At 60.3% G+C, this 14041-nt stretch carries 10 protein-coding genes; 4 read left to right on the forward strand and 6 right to left on the reverse strand.

Translation table 11 applies throughout. The features are described from left to right. Positions 1-37: 37 nt before the first annotated feature. The 3 genes from F6X37_RS12360 (at position 38) to F6X37_RS12370 (ending at position 1625) form a co-directional block, all read left to right on the forward strand. On the forward strand, positions 38-409 hold the full coding sequence (locus tag F6X37_RS12360) for a DUF4810 domain-containing protein (RefSeq protein ID WP_262419872.1): 372 nt from the start codon (positions 38-40) through the stop codon (positions 407-409). Between the two features lie 10 nt (positions 410-419). Continuing rightward, complete coding sequence (locus F6X37_RS12365; protein WP_187611492.1) at positions 420-1085, forward strand: DUF799 domain-containing protein; 666 nt, start codon at positions 420-422, stop codon at positions 1083-1085. 135 nt (positions 1086-1220) lie between these two features. Continuing rightward, positions 1221-1625, forward strand: coding sequence for a hypothetical protein (locus F6X37_RS12370; RefSeq protein WP_262419873.1), 405 nt, complete (start codon positions 1221-1223; stop codon positions 1623-1625). 153 nt (positions 1626-1778) lie between these two features. On the opposite strand, the gene F6X37_RS12375 is transcribed toward F6X37_RS12370, so the two are convergent. From F6X37_RS12375 to F6X37_RS12395, 5 genes are all read right to left on the reverse strand, one after another. Further along, positions 1779-3140 (reverse strand): sigma-54-dependent transcriptional regulator, encoded by a 1362-nt coding sequence (locus F6X37_RS12375; RefSeq protein WP_187611493.1) that lies wholly within the window; start codon positions 3138-3140, stop codon positions 1779-1781. Then, positions 3130-4995, reverse strand: coding sequence for an ATP-binding protein (locus F6X37_RS12380; RefSeq protein ID WP_184061846.1), 1866 nt, complete (start codon positions 4993-4995; stop codon positions 3130-3132). The genes F6X37_RS12375 and F6X37_RS12380 overlap by 11 nt, the downstream gene beginning before the upstream one ends. Before the next feature lie 90 nt (positions 4996-5085). Beyond that, positions 5086-6411, reverse strand: coding sequence for a 2-hydroxycarboxylate transporter family protein (locus F6X37_RS12385; RefSeq protein WP_311734819.1), 1326 nt, complete (start codon positions 6409-6411; stop codon positions 5086-5088). Between the two features lie 142 nt (positions 6412-6553). Continuing rightward, a complete protein-coding gene (locus F6X37_RS12390) occupies positions 6554-9262 on the reverse strand; it encodes a CoA-binding protein (protein ID WP_187611494.1) in 2709 nt (902 codons plus the stop codon). 40 nt (positions 9263-9302) lie between these two features. Continuing rightward, positions 9303-10595, reverse strand: coding sequence for an ATP citrate lyase citrate-binding domain-containing protein (locus tag F6X37_RS12395; RefSeq protein WP_187611495.1), 1293 nt, complete (start codon positions 10593-10595; stop codon positions 9303-9305). A 959-nt stretch (positions 10596-11554) separates the two neighbouring features. On the opposite strand from F6X37_RS12395, the gene F6X37_RS12400 reads away from it, so the two are divergent. Beyond that, positions 11555-12574, forward strand: a complete 1020-nt coding sequence (locus F6X37_RS12400) for a phytanoyl-CoA dioxygenase family protein (RefSeq protein WP_187611496.1) — start codon at positions 11555-11557, stop codon at positions 12572-12574. Positions 12575-12872: 298 nt separating this feature from the next. Here the strand turns inward: F6X37_RS12400 and F6X37_RS12405 are convergent, their stop codons facing one another. Next, positions 12873-13988 (reverse strand): beta-propeller fold lactonase family protein, encoded by a 1116-nt coding sequence (locus F6X37_RS12405; protein WP_222944828.1) that lies wholly within the window; start codon positions 13986-13988, stop codon positions 12873-12875. Between the last annotated feature and the right edge of the window lie 53 nt (positions 13989-14041).

Raw genomic sequence — 14041 nt, forward strand, 5'->3', positions numbered from 1 at the left:
AACCGTAGCTGCAATAAACATAATGACGCGATTCACGATGAAACATAGCCGCATGATGCGGGGAATCTGTCTGCCAGTAATGGCGACAGCCATGCTCCTCACGGGATGCGCGGCGAACCGCCCCCAGCCGCTTTACCAGTGGACCGGCTACCAGCCGGCCGTGTACGACTATCTCAAGGGAGAAAAGGCTCCGCAGGAGCAGATCGAGGCGCTGGAAAAGGCCCTCCAGGACATCCGCGGCAAGGGGCACACGCCGCCGCCGGGATTTCATGCGCAACTGGGCATGCTGTACGCGAGTGTCGGGAACGATACCCAGGCCATGCAGGAGTTCGAGTCCGAGAAGCAGCTGTTTCCGGAGTCCTCGACCTACATGGACTTCCTGATGAAACATAAAACGAAACAGCCTTAAGCGAGCCGTCATGTCCAGATTCCTTTCTTTCAGACTTTGGTTTGCCCGCTCGACGTTCGCGTTGTTAGCTGCGTGTGCGCAACCCGTCAAGCATGCCGATTACACCGCTTTCAGGAACAGCCGGCCGCACTCAATCCTCGTTCTACCGCCCGAAAACGAGACGACCGACGTGCAGGCGACGAACAGCATGCTTTCGCAGATGACGATGCCACTCGCCGAATCGGGTTACTACGTGGTGCCAGTGGCGGTGATGGATGAGACATTCCGCCAGAACGGCCTGACCGTCCCGGCCGATATTCAGGCAACCTCCCCCGCGAAGCTTCGGGAGATCTTCGGTGCTGACGCCGCGCTGTATTCGAAGATCACACAGTACGGCTCCGTGTACCACATCGTCGACAGTGCAACAGTAGTAACGGCGTCCGCCAGGCTGGTCGATCTCAAGACCGGTGACGTGCTATGGCAGGGTAGTGCGAGCGCCAACAGCAATGAGGGCAACAACAATGCTGGCGGTAGCCTGATCGGCATGCTGGTCATGGCAGCGATCAAGCAGGTTGCGAATTCGCTGACGGACAGGGGGCACGATATTGCCGGAGTGACGAGCTATCGGCTTCTGCATGCCGGGCCGCCGAACGGGCTGCTTTACGGGCCACGGTCACCTCAATACGGCACTGATTGAACAATCCTCGATCAGCAGGGACTGGCTGTGGCGGCAGATGGCTCGTACGGTACTGGGTTGTCGACGGCACCGCATTTGTATTCCTGACGCAAAAGCTGCCGGTCCCTATGCAGCAGCTCTTCAATCGAGGGTTTTATGGTGCGCGTGGCTTTCTTGCGCGATCTTTCTCTGGAAGGCCATCTTGCTCTGGCAGTCTTTCGATCCGGGCACGGGACGGCAGAGACGATGGTGAGTCTGCTGCGGATGCTCTATATGACGTACTTCATGCTCGGAACCGCTTGCCCGGAAGCACACGTCGCGCTTTTTCGCGAAGCGGGGACCGTGCTGGACAGCAGTATCTCCGCTGCCGCACAGGGGCATGGCTGGCAGGTGTCGACGGAACAAACCGTCACTGTCGGCCAAGTCGCGTCGCGTTACGACGAGGTGCTTGGCAGTGTGCCGAAATATCGTTATATCGAATCGTGCGACCAGCTGTGCCGGTTTGTCCATTCGGCTGCGACATCGCCGTTGCCGGGTAGTCAGTTGCTGCGTAGAAAGTAGGACTTGGTCGGACAGACGATGTCAGATCGTCGGTCTCAGTGCGGCCATCAACCGTCATTCGTTCGCGTCGTTACTCGGACATTCACACGTCCGTTCCACTCAGGAAGCAGCCACGATTCGCGATATTGAGCGCTGCATGATCGGGGCGCTCCCTCAAGCGTCGAGTCCTTCGCTTTGCTCGTCTCCGCCCGGAAACTTCAGTTGACGCACCTTGTGATAGAGCGTCTTTTTCGGCATTCCCAGTTCAGCGCTGGCCTCGGCGATATTCCCGTTGTGCCGCCGCAGCATATCCGCGATCAGCATATGTTCGAAATGGGCAAGTTGCTCCGCAAGCGTTCCGGTTTTAATCCGCTGCCCGCCGGCCGGCAGCAGGCGGTCGCCATCGAGCCCAAGGACAAAGCGATCCGCGACGTTCTGTAATTCCCGCACATTGCCCGGCCACTGATGCGTCATTAGCTCCGAGACCTGGGATGCAGACACAATCGGAGCCGACAGCCCAAAACGAAGTGCGGCAGCGAGTACGAAGTGCTCGAATAGCAGCGGTATGTCTTCTCGACGTTCGCGCAGAGGGGGTAAATCGATCAGCGCGACGTTCAACCGATACAGCAGGTCAGCGCGGAAACGTCCGTCTGTCGCAAGTTCGACGAGATCTGCCTTCGATGCCGCCACGATCCGGCAATCGACAGCTATCGCCTCGTTCGAGCCCAGTCGCTCAATCTGGCGTTCCTGCAATACCCGCAGCATCTTGATCTGCAATGCGATCGGCATGGTTTCGATCTCGTCCAGAAAGAGCGTGCCGCCGGTGGCCCATTCGATCTTGCCGATGCGGTTCTTGATTGCACCCGTGAACGCACCGGCCTCATGACCGAATAGCTCACTCTCGAATAGCTGCTCCGGTAAGCCGCCACAGTTGAGCGCAACGAAATGATGATCGCGGCGCCCACTGAAATCGTGCAGTCCACGGGCGATCAGTTCCTTGCCCGTGCCCGTTTCGCCGGTAATCAGCACCGACACTGAGGTATCCGCCAGCCGCAGGATTTTCCGTCGAACCTCGACGATCGCGGGCGACTTGCCGAGCACAAGCGCCTCTATTCCCCGCCAGTTGTGCAGCGCCGCGCGCAAACCCTGCACTTCGAGCGTCAAACGGCGCTTCTCGACAGCGCGTGTTACACGACTCACGATGTGGTCCGACGAAAAAGGCTTCTCGATGAAATCATAGGCGCCCGTTCGCATCGCCCCCACCGCTGTCGCGATGTCCGCGTGCCCGCTGATCAGTACAACAGGGATCTGTGGATCGATCGCAAGGACACGTTCGAGCAATTTCAGACCGTCGATGCCCGGCATCCGTACATCGGACACGATCACCACCGGTGCACCCGGTGCGACCTCCGCCAGCGCCGCGGCCGCCGACTCATACGCCCGCACTGGAAAGCCAGCCAAAGCAACCGCCTGCTCGACGCCGAGACGCACGTTCTCATCGTCTTCGACCACAACAACGCTGATCTCATCGCCCATTGGCTGCCTCCTGCTCCGTCGCCACGGAGAATTCAATCGTGAATTGTGCGCCGCCGTTGGGTCGGTTTGCAGCGGAGATTCGCGCCCCAAAGCCGTCCACAAGACGCGAGGTAATCGCGAGCCCGAGACCCAGGCCGCGGCCTCGCGGCTTCGTCGTCACGAATGGTTCGAATAGATGCGCCAGAACCTCCGGCGCGATGCCCGCGCCACTGTCGCTGACGGTGAACCGCACACGGCTCGGCCGTTCGGTTCTGGAAGCTTCGATGGCGATCACGCGCTTATCCTGATCCGCGACGGCATCCAGCGCATTGCCGAGCAGGTTGACGATCACCTGCTGCAGCTGGCTCGGCTCTGCGCATATCGTCGTGCCGGCCGGGATCAGGACATCGAGTTGCACCTGCTCATCGCGAATCCGTGCTTCGTAGATCAGCACCGCATGCGCGACCGCTTCATTCAGTGACACCGCGACACGTTCGAATTCAGGCTTGCGGGCGAAGGTCTTAAGTTCGCTTGTGAGTATCGCCATGCTGTCGACGAGCCGCGAAATTCGCTCGAGGTTTCCGATGGCAGGCGCAGGCTGATTGCGTTCGAAAAACGTCCGTGCATTGTCGCAGAGCGTTTTGATGGCAACGAGCGGCTGGTTCAGTTCATGCGTCAGACCGGCCGCCATTTGTCCGAGCACCGCGAGCTTGCCCGCATGCACGACCTCTTGCTGGGAATCCCGCAGTAGCTGCTCGGTGCGTGTGCGCTCGACAATCTCCTCCCGCATCCTTTCATTGGCCTGCGTCAGTGCCGCCGTGCGCTCGCGAACCGTGATCTCCAGCCGATCATTGGCGCTGCGCAGCGCGTCCTGTGCCCTGAGTTTTTCCGCTATGGCGCGGCGGCGCTGGATCGCATAGAGGCAATACAGTCCGATGATGAGGAAGCCCCCCGTGACGAACGCAAGCGCGATTTGTTGCTGGCGCCGCGCGCTGGACACGTCGAGCAGAATCATGATCGAATCGCCGGCCTGGGGCGCGGTTCGCGACATTGCCAGGTATCGCCGCTCGTGGCCTGGGCGACTCCAGTCGGGAAAGCGTGCAAACCACGCCGAAGTGTCCCAGTCACCGAGACGCCGGTATGGCAGCGCTTCTACGCTACGGCCGGCATATTGCCGCGATGCCTGGATCTGGCGTTGCTGCTGTGCCGTTATCGGTCTAAGCGACGTGAACTTCCACGCCGGAACCGTGGAAATGACAATCACGCCGTTACTATCGATCACCATCGCCGCGACGCCCGGCACTCTCCACGCAGATTCAAGCGCGTCTACGCTGACCTTGACGGCCGTGGCCCCGATCGGCCCGCCATCCTCTCGCACCGCGCTCGCGAAATAGAGGCCAGGCATGCCGGTGTTCGTGCCGATACCGAAGAACCGGCCCGATCCATGTGCGAGCGCGTCCTGGAAATACGGCCGATAAGACACGTTGGTGCCGACGAAGCTTTCTGGCCGATTCCAGTTGCTCGCGGCGATGACCAGACCGTGCTGGTCGATCACGTCTACGGCAACGCTGCCGGCGTCGCGATTCACTGCGTCAAGATAGGTATTGACCGTCTGTAGAAGTCCGGCCGGTGGGTGGGGCATCGCACTCAACAACGCGCGCACGCTTTCCTGCCTGGCGACGATCGAAGGCATCATCTCGTAGCGTCCGAACTCGCTCCCGAGGCTGGCAGCATACAGGTCGAGCCGGTGTGCGCCGATCTCCACAAGCGCACCGATCGAACGGTCCCACGCAAACTCGACCGCGGCGGCAGCCACACCGACGTAAAGCGCGGCGGCGGCCATCCATCCCCACAACGGAATACCGCTTATTTTCATGCCCAAGGTCGCCCCGCGGCGCTCAATTGCAGAATGACTGCCGATCCCGACGTGGGGAACGGCGTCCCGACGCTTGCCAATAGCAACTCATCATCCCATGCGCGCTAGAACGATCAGCGTGACCGTGACGACAATCGCCCCGCCAATGCGGGTGGCAATCTGCGCAAACGGCATCAGTTGCATGCGGTTGGCCGCCGTGAGGATGGCGACGTCGCCGGTCCCGCCCTGCCCACTGTGACAGGCGTTCACGATCGCTGTGTCGATAGGGTACATCTTCAACATGCGCCCGACCAGGAAGCCGGTCCCCATCAGTGTGGCCACCGTCGCGACGATCGTGACGATGTTCGCCAGCGTGAACGCAGCCATCAGTTTGTCCCACGGCGTCATCGCCACGCCGATCGCGAACAGCAGCGGATAGGTCACGGCCGTCGAGAAAAACTTATATACGACGAACGCGCCTTCCTGTAATGGCGGCGATACCGCCCGCGCGAGCTTGACCAGCACCGCGAGAAACAGCATGGCCACCGGCGCGGGCAGCCCGAACATGTTGCGACACATCAGCCCCAGCAGGTACAGCGTAATGGCAGTGATTCCAGCCGCCGCGATGTGGGAGACGTCGACGTGCCCGCGAATTTCTTCCTCCACCGGGTTCATCTGGTCCACCTCGCCGGCTTGCAAACGCCCCTGACCCGTGAGATGCGGAAAGCGTTTGCCGACCATATCGAGCGCGCCCGCGAAGATGATCGCGGTGAGACTGCCAAGCATCACGGGCGGCAGCACCAGGGCGAACAATTCGCCCTGCGGCAGATGAAGGATTTCTGAATAGCCGATCGACAAAGGTATCGCGCCTTCGCCGATGCCGCCCGCCATGATGGGTACCACGACATAGAACAACGTATGGCGCGCGCCGAGCCCGAGTGCCGTGCCGACCAGCGTCCCGACGATGCCCGCCGCGACCGAGCCGAGCCCGAGCGGAACGAAGATCTTGATGAAGCCTTGAATCAGCACACGCCGGTCCATGCTCAGAATGCTGCCCACGATGATCGACGCAATAAACAGGTACAGGAAGTTGGTCGATTTCGTGAAATCCGTGGTAAGCGTGAGGATTGGCTTGGGCAATAGGTGGTAGTAGGTCAGCGCGGAAGGTATAAAGGTCGCAAAGATCGCGGCCGCGCCGATATTGCGCACGATCGGCAGGCGCTTGCCGATCTCCGCGCAGGTGAAACCGAAGAAGGCCAATACGGCGATCGCCATTGATATCTCGCCGGGCACCTTTCCGGTGATCGCGAAACCCGCGATCAGCGCGAGCAGGATAACGTAGACCGGCAGCGGAATAATGCCGATCCGGTATTCCATCAGTTTCCACCAGCCCTCAGGCCAGAATCGGGGCTTGATTTCGGGTTGCGGCGCCGGCACCGGTACCGGCTGTGATGTGTGTGGAGTGACTGGCACGACGTGTCTCCTCGGCGTTTGAAGCCCGGTGCTGCATTCCGATAAATCAGTCGAATGCGGCCCGGTCTTCGGACTGATCAGTCGATCGTAATACAGCTTTTGGCTCTCACGCGACGAATCGCACGTTTGCCTGAGGTGTGCGAGTGTCCAGGTTGCGACCGCGATTCAAGTGGTCGTCAACCTCCGCAGCGCAGCCGATCATCCGGCCATACAGGAACACGGTAAAGGCCGCGGTCTCCAGCGCCTGACTGGAGAACTCGCCAGCCCGATGGCGCGCCCACAGCATCTTCAGCAACACCGAGGCAATCACTGCATCCACGTTGACCGCGAACACGTTGCGCGTCACGTTTTCGTCGTACAACGCCTGCACCAGCGCACGGTAGTAGTCGTGGAAGACGTTGTACTCGCCCCGAGCTTCGAAGCGTTGACGCACGAACGCCTCACGAGGATCGACGTTGATGGGCTTGCCCTTGAACACCGGATGGTTGATGCAGGGCAGTGCCGTGGCTTGCTGTGCGCCGACCTCCTTGCGTTGTGTCCGCTCCTCGCCATATGCACGTGCGAATCCGGCAGCCATCGCTTTCAGGTCGAGACCGTGCGCCGGATCACCGGGATCGGTCATCGCGACCTCCTTGAAACGCTCAAGCAGGAACGCCACTCCCTCGAAGCCATTGCCGCCATGCGCGTAGCCCGCGTGGGTGAGAAAGCCGACCATCGCTTTGTTGAGTTGGACTCGTTCCGGCGTTTCGGGACCGTCCGCCGATACCGCGCCCTTCGCGCCCTGCGCGGAAATCGCGCCCGGTCCGTTCGTGAGCAGCAGGCCCACGAGTGTCTGAAATCCAAACAGCTCAGCTTCATCCGGCTTACCCCCAATCAACGCGGCGCACGCAACATCGGTCAGCGAGCGCTGTCCTAGCACCTCGTCCATCGCGATACCGCAGAAGCGTCCCGCTTCATGTTGTCCGGCGTCGACCGACGCGCCGATCAGCGTTCCGAACAGGCGCATCCACCATGGCAGGTTTTCGACGGTCATCCGCGATACGCGTTTGCGCATCAACGGCCCCCACGCGAGCGTCGTGGTGATTGCAGCCAGCACGGCATCGGCATTCGGGTGTCCGTCGAGGCCCTGTAAATAGCGGATGAACGCGGACTTCGCCTCTCTATCCGTCAGGCCAGCGAGCATCGCCTGGGCCTTTTCGTCAGGCACCTCACGCGTGAGCAAGGCTCGCGTCTCGGCATCGTCGGACTGCAGCAACGACAACTCGAGCCCCTCGTCGAGCGCGTCCCGCAAGCCAGCCGTGGTGCCGAGTTCGACCAACGCTCGCGCGGCCCGGCGCGCGCCATCGGCGCGACCCGGGCCGACAATGCTCGCCGCCGCCGCGAGTACGCTGTTTGGCGCATTGCCCGCGTCACGAGCGGCCTGCGCCGCCGCGAGCGTCGTATCGCCATGCAGGTTGAGTTCGGCACCGACCGCAACACTGACGAGTTTCGCGTCGTTTGTGCCCCCCGGTTCGTGCAACAGCGCGAGGCAAAGGTTGCCCTCGAGCGAATACTGCGCGGCCTGTAGCACCGGCACGCCGTGCAGACTCGTCACCTGCGTGTCCGGGTCCATCTGCGATGCGCCCGAAGCGTCCTTCATATTCTGGCGGGGCAACACGATGCCGACCTGTTGGTTTAGCGCGGCGATCTGTGCGTCATACGGCGGCAACGCTGTGACAACCGGCAGGTCGAGCTCGGGCGGCAATGCAATTCCTATTGACGAGCGAAACCACGGCTTGAGCGCGAGACTGCCTTCTGGCGCGAAGTCGGGCCGCGCGCCGTTTTCATGCATCACCGCCGTCAGGGCCGCCGGAATGTGGGCGATATTGGTTACGAGCGCGCCTTTTGCGCTGCACACCGGATCGTCCGGTGTGAACGGTCGATCGACGCCAAACTTCTCCATGAACCAGCGCTCTTTTGATGCAGCGTCGTCGTTGCCGCCGGCCAATGCTCCCGCATGGCCGACCGCGCGCGTCAGTTTCTGCTTCCAGCGGCCGACCACGCAGGCGACCACCGGCTTGCTGAAATTCGCTTCGAGTTCGTAGTATCCGCCCGGCTCCGAGTACAGCACGGCCGCCTTGCTGCGCGCGTCATTGGCGAGCGCGAACGCGAACTCCGGCGCCGCGAAATGGATATAAACGTCCTTCCCACTCGACATCAGCGTAGTCGTTCCCCAGCCGGCCATTCGCAGGTATGTCGCGATCGTTGTCGTGAAGTTTCCCGAGTTTGAGAAGATCGCGATCGAGCCTTTCCTGAGTGCCTCGTCAGGGCTATCGCCGCCGAGTGCGCCGCCGATGCGCACGCGGTTCCATGCGTCGGCAATACCGAGGCTATTGCCGCCGAAGATGTCGATGCCGTTTTGCTGTCCCATCGCACGTATTTCGCGCGAATCGTGCACGGACAATTTCTCCGTGACGATGAAGATCTTCTTCAGTTCTGGATTAACGCGAATCAGTTCGGCCACACCGTCGCGCGCGGCGGATGGCGGCAAATAGATCACGCCGCAGTTGAAACGATGGCCGTCCTGCAGCCCTTCCAGCACGCTGTTGTACACGGGGATATTGCCAAGCGAAGTCTCCAGCACCTGTCCGCGGCGTCCGGGCGACGTGCCGAAAACGACGTTACCTCCCGAATACGCGTGGCCCACCGGCGTGACTTGCCGCGACTCGCCCCCGAGTATGTTCAGCACGCACACGCGGTCCTCGCGGCAGGCAGCCTGCGCGAGCGAACTGATGCCGACGTAGTATTTGAAATCTCCTGCACCTTGCCTGTACATGGTCTTCCTCCAGATTGATTTATGCTCGAGTCATGACGGCTCAGGCCTGGGCGGGCGAGCCTTGCGCACTGTTGAGCGTCGCGGAGACCAGCTCGCGGCCGCCTGCTTTCATCCACGCGTCCGCCGCCTTCGCGTACTGGATGACTTCGCTGATATCCGAATCGAACCCGAAAATGCTGTAGGGCAGGCCGAGCGCATCGCAGGTGTCACGCATTGCGCCCATGCCGCGTACAAGATTAGGGCCGCCGCGCCCGATCACCACGTAAAGCGGCGTCGGTCCGTTCTTGCTGAAATGCTCGCGCAACGCATCGGCCATTGCGCGCAGCGTCTCGAAGATATCGGTGTTGTTCGACTTCCCGCCGATGATGAACAGCACGTTGGTCTGTTTCAGCCAGTGCTTGAAACAGATGCGAGCCACTTCCTTCATCTTTTCGTAGGGAGGATTCCCACCGAAGTCCGAGGAAATGATCGCGTCGTCGCCCAGAATCTCCGACACCAGCGAGTTGGCCCCGCCGCCAAAAGTCGGCGCGAGGATCGTGCCGCCTTCGTTGATCACGTAGACGTCGCTTTGACCCTGGTAGGTCCGCAACTGGTTGATCTCTGATTCGAAATCGGAATAGTCGACCGAGAACACGTGCGCGGGTATGTCGAGCCGCTGCCAGCGAACGTCGTCGCGATCAAAGCCGCATTTGAAATCGCACGCGACTGGCGTCAGCCGGCCATCGCGACCGGCCTGCATGCGGATCGGGTTTAGCTCTAGCGTCGTCATACCGAAGTTGTGATAGAGCTCCCACAGTTTCGGCAGGTGTTGCACCAGCGGCGAGATGATTTCCTTAGGCGCGTTCAGGCGCGACAGCGCGTTCGCGACGACGAACGCCTTCAGTCCGGTGAGCGGATCGAACGGCACGTGCACGATCATGCTCGGATCAAGTTCTTCGATGTCGACGCCGCCGTGATGCGTGAGTGTCATCGTGGGCGCCCTGAAGCGCGTCGAATCAGTGATCGAGAAATACACTTCGTGCTGCGCCGGCACTGCGCCTTCGAAGGTCACGCCATTAGCCTTGGCGGTCTGATTTCCATGCCGATGTTCGGTGAAATACAGGCGCTCCTTCTCCTTCAGTGCGGTTTTCAGGTCGCTCGCTCGCCCGATGAGTCCCGCCTTGCCCTTTTTGCCTATCCCACCCTTGAACATCGGCTTCACGAATACCGAGCCATGACGATCGATCAGGGCTTTGATCTGCTCTTCGCTTGCGTCAGGGCCGAGAACTTCGGCAGTGGGAAAACCACCGAATTTCAACAGTCTTGAGCCGTACAACATACCAGTGACTTGCATATCGTCTCCTTGTGGGTTGCTTTCTGAATGGACTGCGGGGTGGCATCGTCGGGCGTGCCGGATACAGTGACGAACAATCGACGGACGCATCTGTCCCGCCGTCCGCGGGAGGCAGTCGGTGACCAGGGCAGAGTGGGAAAAGTCGAGTTGCGGCTTAGTAGCGCCGCGCGCGTGAGCGCGGGGGGATAAATCGAATCATGGATGTCGTCTCCGCAGGTGAGTCCTATGTGGACTGCTTTAATGGCGTTGAATGCTCTATGCGTTAAACAACGCAAGGCCCGTGCCATCGATCGCCTGACGTGGAGGTCGCGTATCTTATTGATTTATATGGATTTCATTGACCTGAAAATGACTGACAGACGAACCGATTCTCGAAAGTCAGAATCCGCCGGCCGTGCAGGCTGAGACTTCAGCCGCCGTAGAAAGCCGGGCGTGGAAAAATTGACGTCAATTTCGGGCATCGGGGACGCGGTCGCCAGCGCGCATTTCCCAGCTGTCCGCGGTGACCAGTGCTTCTTGCCGAAGATACCGTCAGGCCATTCCCAAAATTCGTGGATCGACGCTAACGCATCCGCCCATCGCTCCAGATCGGCCATTCACCGCGCGACGACTTCGAACGGCTGCTACCGTGGCCTCGCTGAATGCTTAAACTCGACCCCAAACTGCCATTCGGCAAGCTTGGGGATGCGATTGCGCGCGCCGGTGCCTCTTCAGCTGCCGCAGCTCCGGTTTCGGCTTCGCGGCGCCAGGCGCGGTTCTCGTCACACAAACGGGAGACGATCAGAGATCACGGCTCGTGATCTTTTCGCTAACTGGCGCAGCCTCGGGTCTCGGCTGGCCAAAATCTTGTCGTCTTCCGACTCCGCGATTTCGACGACATCCCTGCAACTAACATCCGTTTGTCCATTTCGATTCGACAAACGGGCAGTGAGAGGTCGAAAAAACCATGGGAGAAAACAATGGCAAGCGCGCCCCTCAATATTGACGATTCGGGCTGCAGCCTTGAAATCAGCGTCGACGAGACAGCGACAAGCTCACGTCGTGTCCGGGCCGGTGACAAGCAAAATGAAGCAGCATTATTTTGCAGTGAGTTTCTCTCTGTCGACATCGATCAGATCGTCAGCGATCTAAATGAAAATGGATATTACGCCTTCCCCTCGGCGATATCGCAATACACGCTGAAAACCATCGAGCGCGACGCGACCCAAACGAGAATTGGGCTGAATGAAAACTCCATCAGCGGCGTCTACTCCGAGAAACAGTACTACCTGACCAATCTTCTCGCAGTTTCGAAGACCTTCTACAACTTTGCCACCTCGTCGTTAGTGCTCAAAATCTGCGAGCGATATCTGGGCAACGAATTCCGGCTGAAAGCGCTGCGTTATTATGAAACATATGGTGGACACCATATGCAGTGGCACACCGACAACAAGACTGACAAAGCATTCGCTCATATTCCGGGAATCATCTTTATTTTTTATGTCTCGGAGGTCGAGGATGGCGAGTTTCAATATATCGAAGGCTCTCACCTTTGGTCGGGCGAAAAGGCATATAGCGACTATACCGACGAGTTTATCGAAGCGAACTACGAGTCCGCGATCAGAAGCTTCAAGATGCCCAGTGGCTCCTTGCTGATCTACAACACATACGGCATACACAGAGCGAGGCCCGTCAACAACAAGAATTTCGTCAGGAAAAGCGTCTTCCTCCAGGTAGACAGCGAAATCCAAAGGTCCGAGCCGATTATCGTCAACACCGAATTCATCACCCGGTTGAATGACCAGATCTCGATGTTTTTGGGCTTTGGGCAACCGTCCGACTATGAGGTCTTTCCAAAAACCACGCTGAACTCCTTGCCCCTCGACCAGAAGATTATCCGCGTGATGACGAGATATGTTTTGTATCGCCTCTCCCGCGGGGCTTTTTCCAGGCTCCCGCAGTCTGTCCGACTCGCCGTCAGGCGGCTCATCAAAAGGTAGTCGGTTGCGCGGCGGCTCGCCTGCTCTCTTATATAGGTTGCTGACTTAGGGAGTCCTTCTTCTTGAACGAGCTCGTTGCATCGCTTACGGATGCGACGAATCTCATCTGGACGTCAAGTGACATGGAAATTTTTAGCGGACGGTGACCTTCTGGTTCATCGACCGGGCACTCGCGGCGCGTCGCACTTCCTGATTTCCCCGCCTGTTTCATCAACACAGCCCCGCTTCGACGGGGCTGTTTCGTTTTTGAAGACGCGTAATGATCCTCACCCGCGAACAGCTCATTCGCCCGCTTCGCTCAATGCGATTCGATCGAGCCGTCGCTGTGCGGATACGTGACGATGCCCCACGCGAGCGGCAGCTCGCCGATCTGCTTGAGCGGCTGATAGCTCTTCGCGTCGAGCACGTAGACCGCGTCGGAGCGACCGCACGCGACCATCAGCTTCGAGCCGTCCGGCGTGAAGCTGAAATGCCAGCAGCGCTGGCCGACCGGCACATCGGCGACATGTTCGTACGTGTGGCCGTCGAACACCTGCACCACCCTGTCGCGCGCGGCGGCCACGAAGAGCCGCTGACCGTTCGGGCCGAACGCGACGCCATAGGGACCAAGCTTGGTGTCGACGGTCTTGACTACGTCGAACGTGTGCGCGTCGATCACGACGAACTTGCTGAGCGACTCCAGCGTGACAACATAATGCTTGCCGTCAGGCGACAGCCGGATGCCGCGCGGCCGCCCGCCCGCCGCGAGCTTCACGGTTCGGATCGGCGCGCCGGTTCGTGTGTGATAGATCGATACCGTATCGTCGCCTTCGTTGGTGACCAGCATCATCTGGCCGTCGCGCGAGAATTCGATGCCTTCGGTTTCGTGGCCGCTCGTGACCGAACGGATCACGTGCCAGTTTTTCATATCGATGATCGCGATTTCGGCGGGCGGCTTGTTCGCGTCGTCGTCGTCCGCGCCGGGCTTGTTGCCCGCGTTCGCTTCGGGCTTATTGTCCCCCTTCGCGTCGGGTTTGGCTCCCGGCGGCCCGCCGTCCTCGCCGGGCTCGTAGGTCACGTATGCGTAGCCGTTGCGCACCCGCACATATTCAGGGTTTTTGCCGATCTTCACGCGCTGGACCACCTTGCCCGTGGCGGTGTCGATCACCGCGAGATCGTTCGTGTTCTTGTTGGCGACCAGCAGACGCGTGCCGTCGGCGTTCAGGCTCAGGCCGCGCGGGCCACCGGCGCCGACCGGAAAGGTCTGCGTGAGCGTCATCTGGTCGAGATCTATCACGCCGACGCCGGCCTTCTCGCTCGTCACGTAGGCGAGCGGCGCGGCCGCGGCATGCGCGGCGCTCGCGGCCAGCACGAGCGCGCAGGCCAGCGCGAGGGAACGGCGTGGTGGTCGGGGGAAAATCCGTGTCTCCAGCATCGTTGTACTCCGGGTTGATATGGCGGCGCCGCGATGGTTCGCGTCATCGTTTC

Source organism: Paraburkholderia sp. 31.1 (assembly GCF_014397645.1).
GTDB lineage: Bacteria > Pseudomonadota > Gammaproteobacteria > Burkholderiales > Burkholderiaceae > Paraburkholderia > Paraburkholderia tuberum.

What these genes read in the sequence shown, in the direction of transcription:
- F6X37_RS12375 (WP_187611493.1), bottom strand. Translation starts at nt 3,140, where the DNA reads ATGGGCGATGAGATCAGCGTTGTTGTGGTCGAAGACGATGAGAACGTG.
- F6X37_RS12405 (WP_222944828.1), bottom strand. Translation starts at nt 13,988, where the DNA reads ATGCTGGAGACACGGATTTTCCCCCGACCACCACGCCGTTCCCTCGCG.
- F6X37_RS12400 (WP_187611496.1), top strand. Translation starts at nt 11,555, where the DNA reads ATGGCAAGCGCGCCCCTCAATATTGACGATTCGGGCTGCAGCCTTGAA.
- F6X37_RS12395 (WP_187611495.1), bottom strand. Translation starts at nt 10,595, where the DNA reads ATGCAAGTCACTGGTATGTTGTACGGCTCAAGACTGTTGAAATTCGGT.
- F6X37_RS12365 (WP_187611492.1), top strand. Translation starts at nt 420, where the DNA reads ATGTCCAGATTCCTTTCTTTCAGACTTTGGTTTGCCCGCTCGACGTTC.
- F6X37_RS12390 (WP_187611494.1), bottom strand. Translation starts at nt 9,262, where the DNA reads ATGTACAGGCAAGGTGCAGGAGATTTCAAATACTACGTCGGCATCAGT.
- F6X37_RS12380 (WP_184061846.1), bottom strand. Translation starts at nt 4,995, where the DNA reads ATGAAAATAAGCGGTATTCCGTTGTGGGGATGGATGGCCGCCGCCGCG.
- F6X37_RS12370 (WP_262419873.1), top strand. Translation starts at nt 1,221, where the DNA reads ATGGTGCGCGTGGCTTTCTTGCGCGATCTTTCTCTGGAAGGCCATCTT.
- F6X37_RS12360 (WP_262419872.1), top strand. Translation starts at nt 38, where the DNA reads ATGAAACATAGCCGCATGATGCGGGGAATCTGTCTGCCAGTAATGGCG.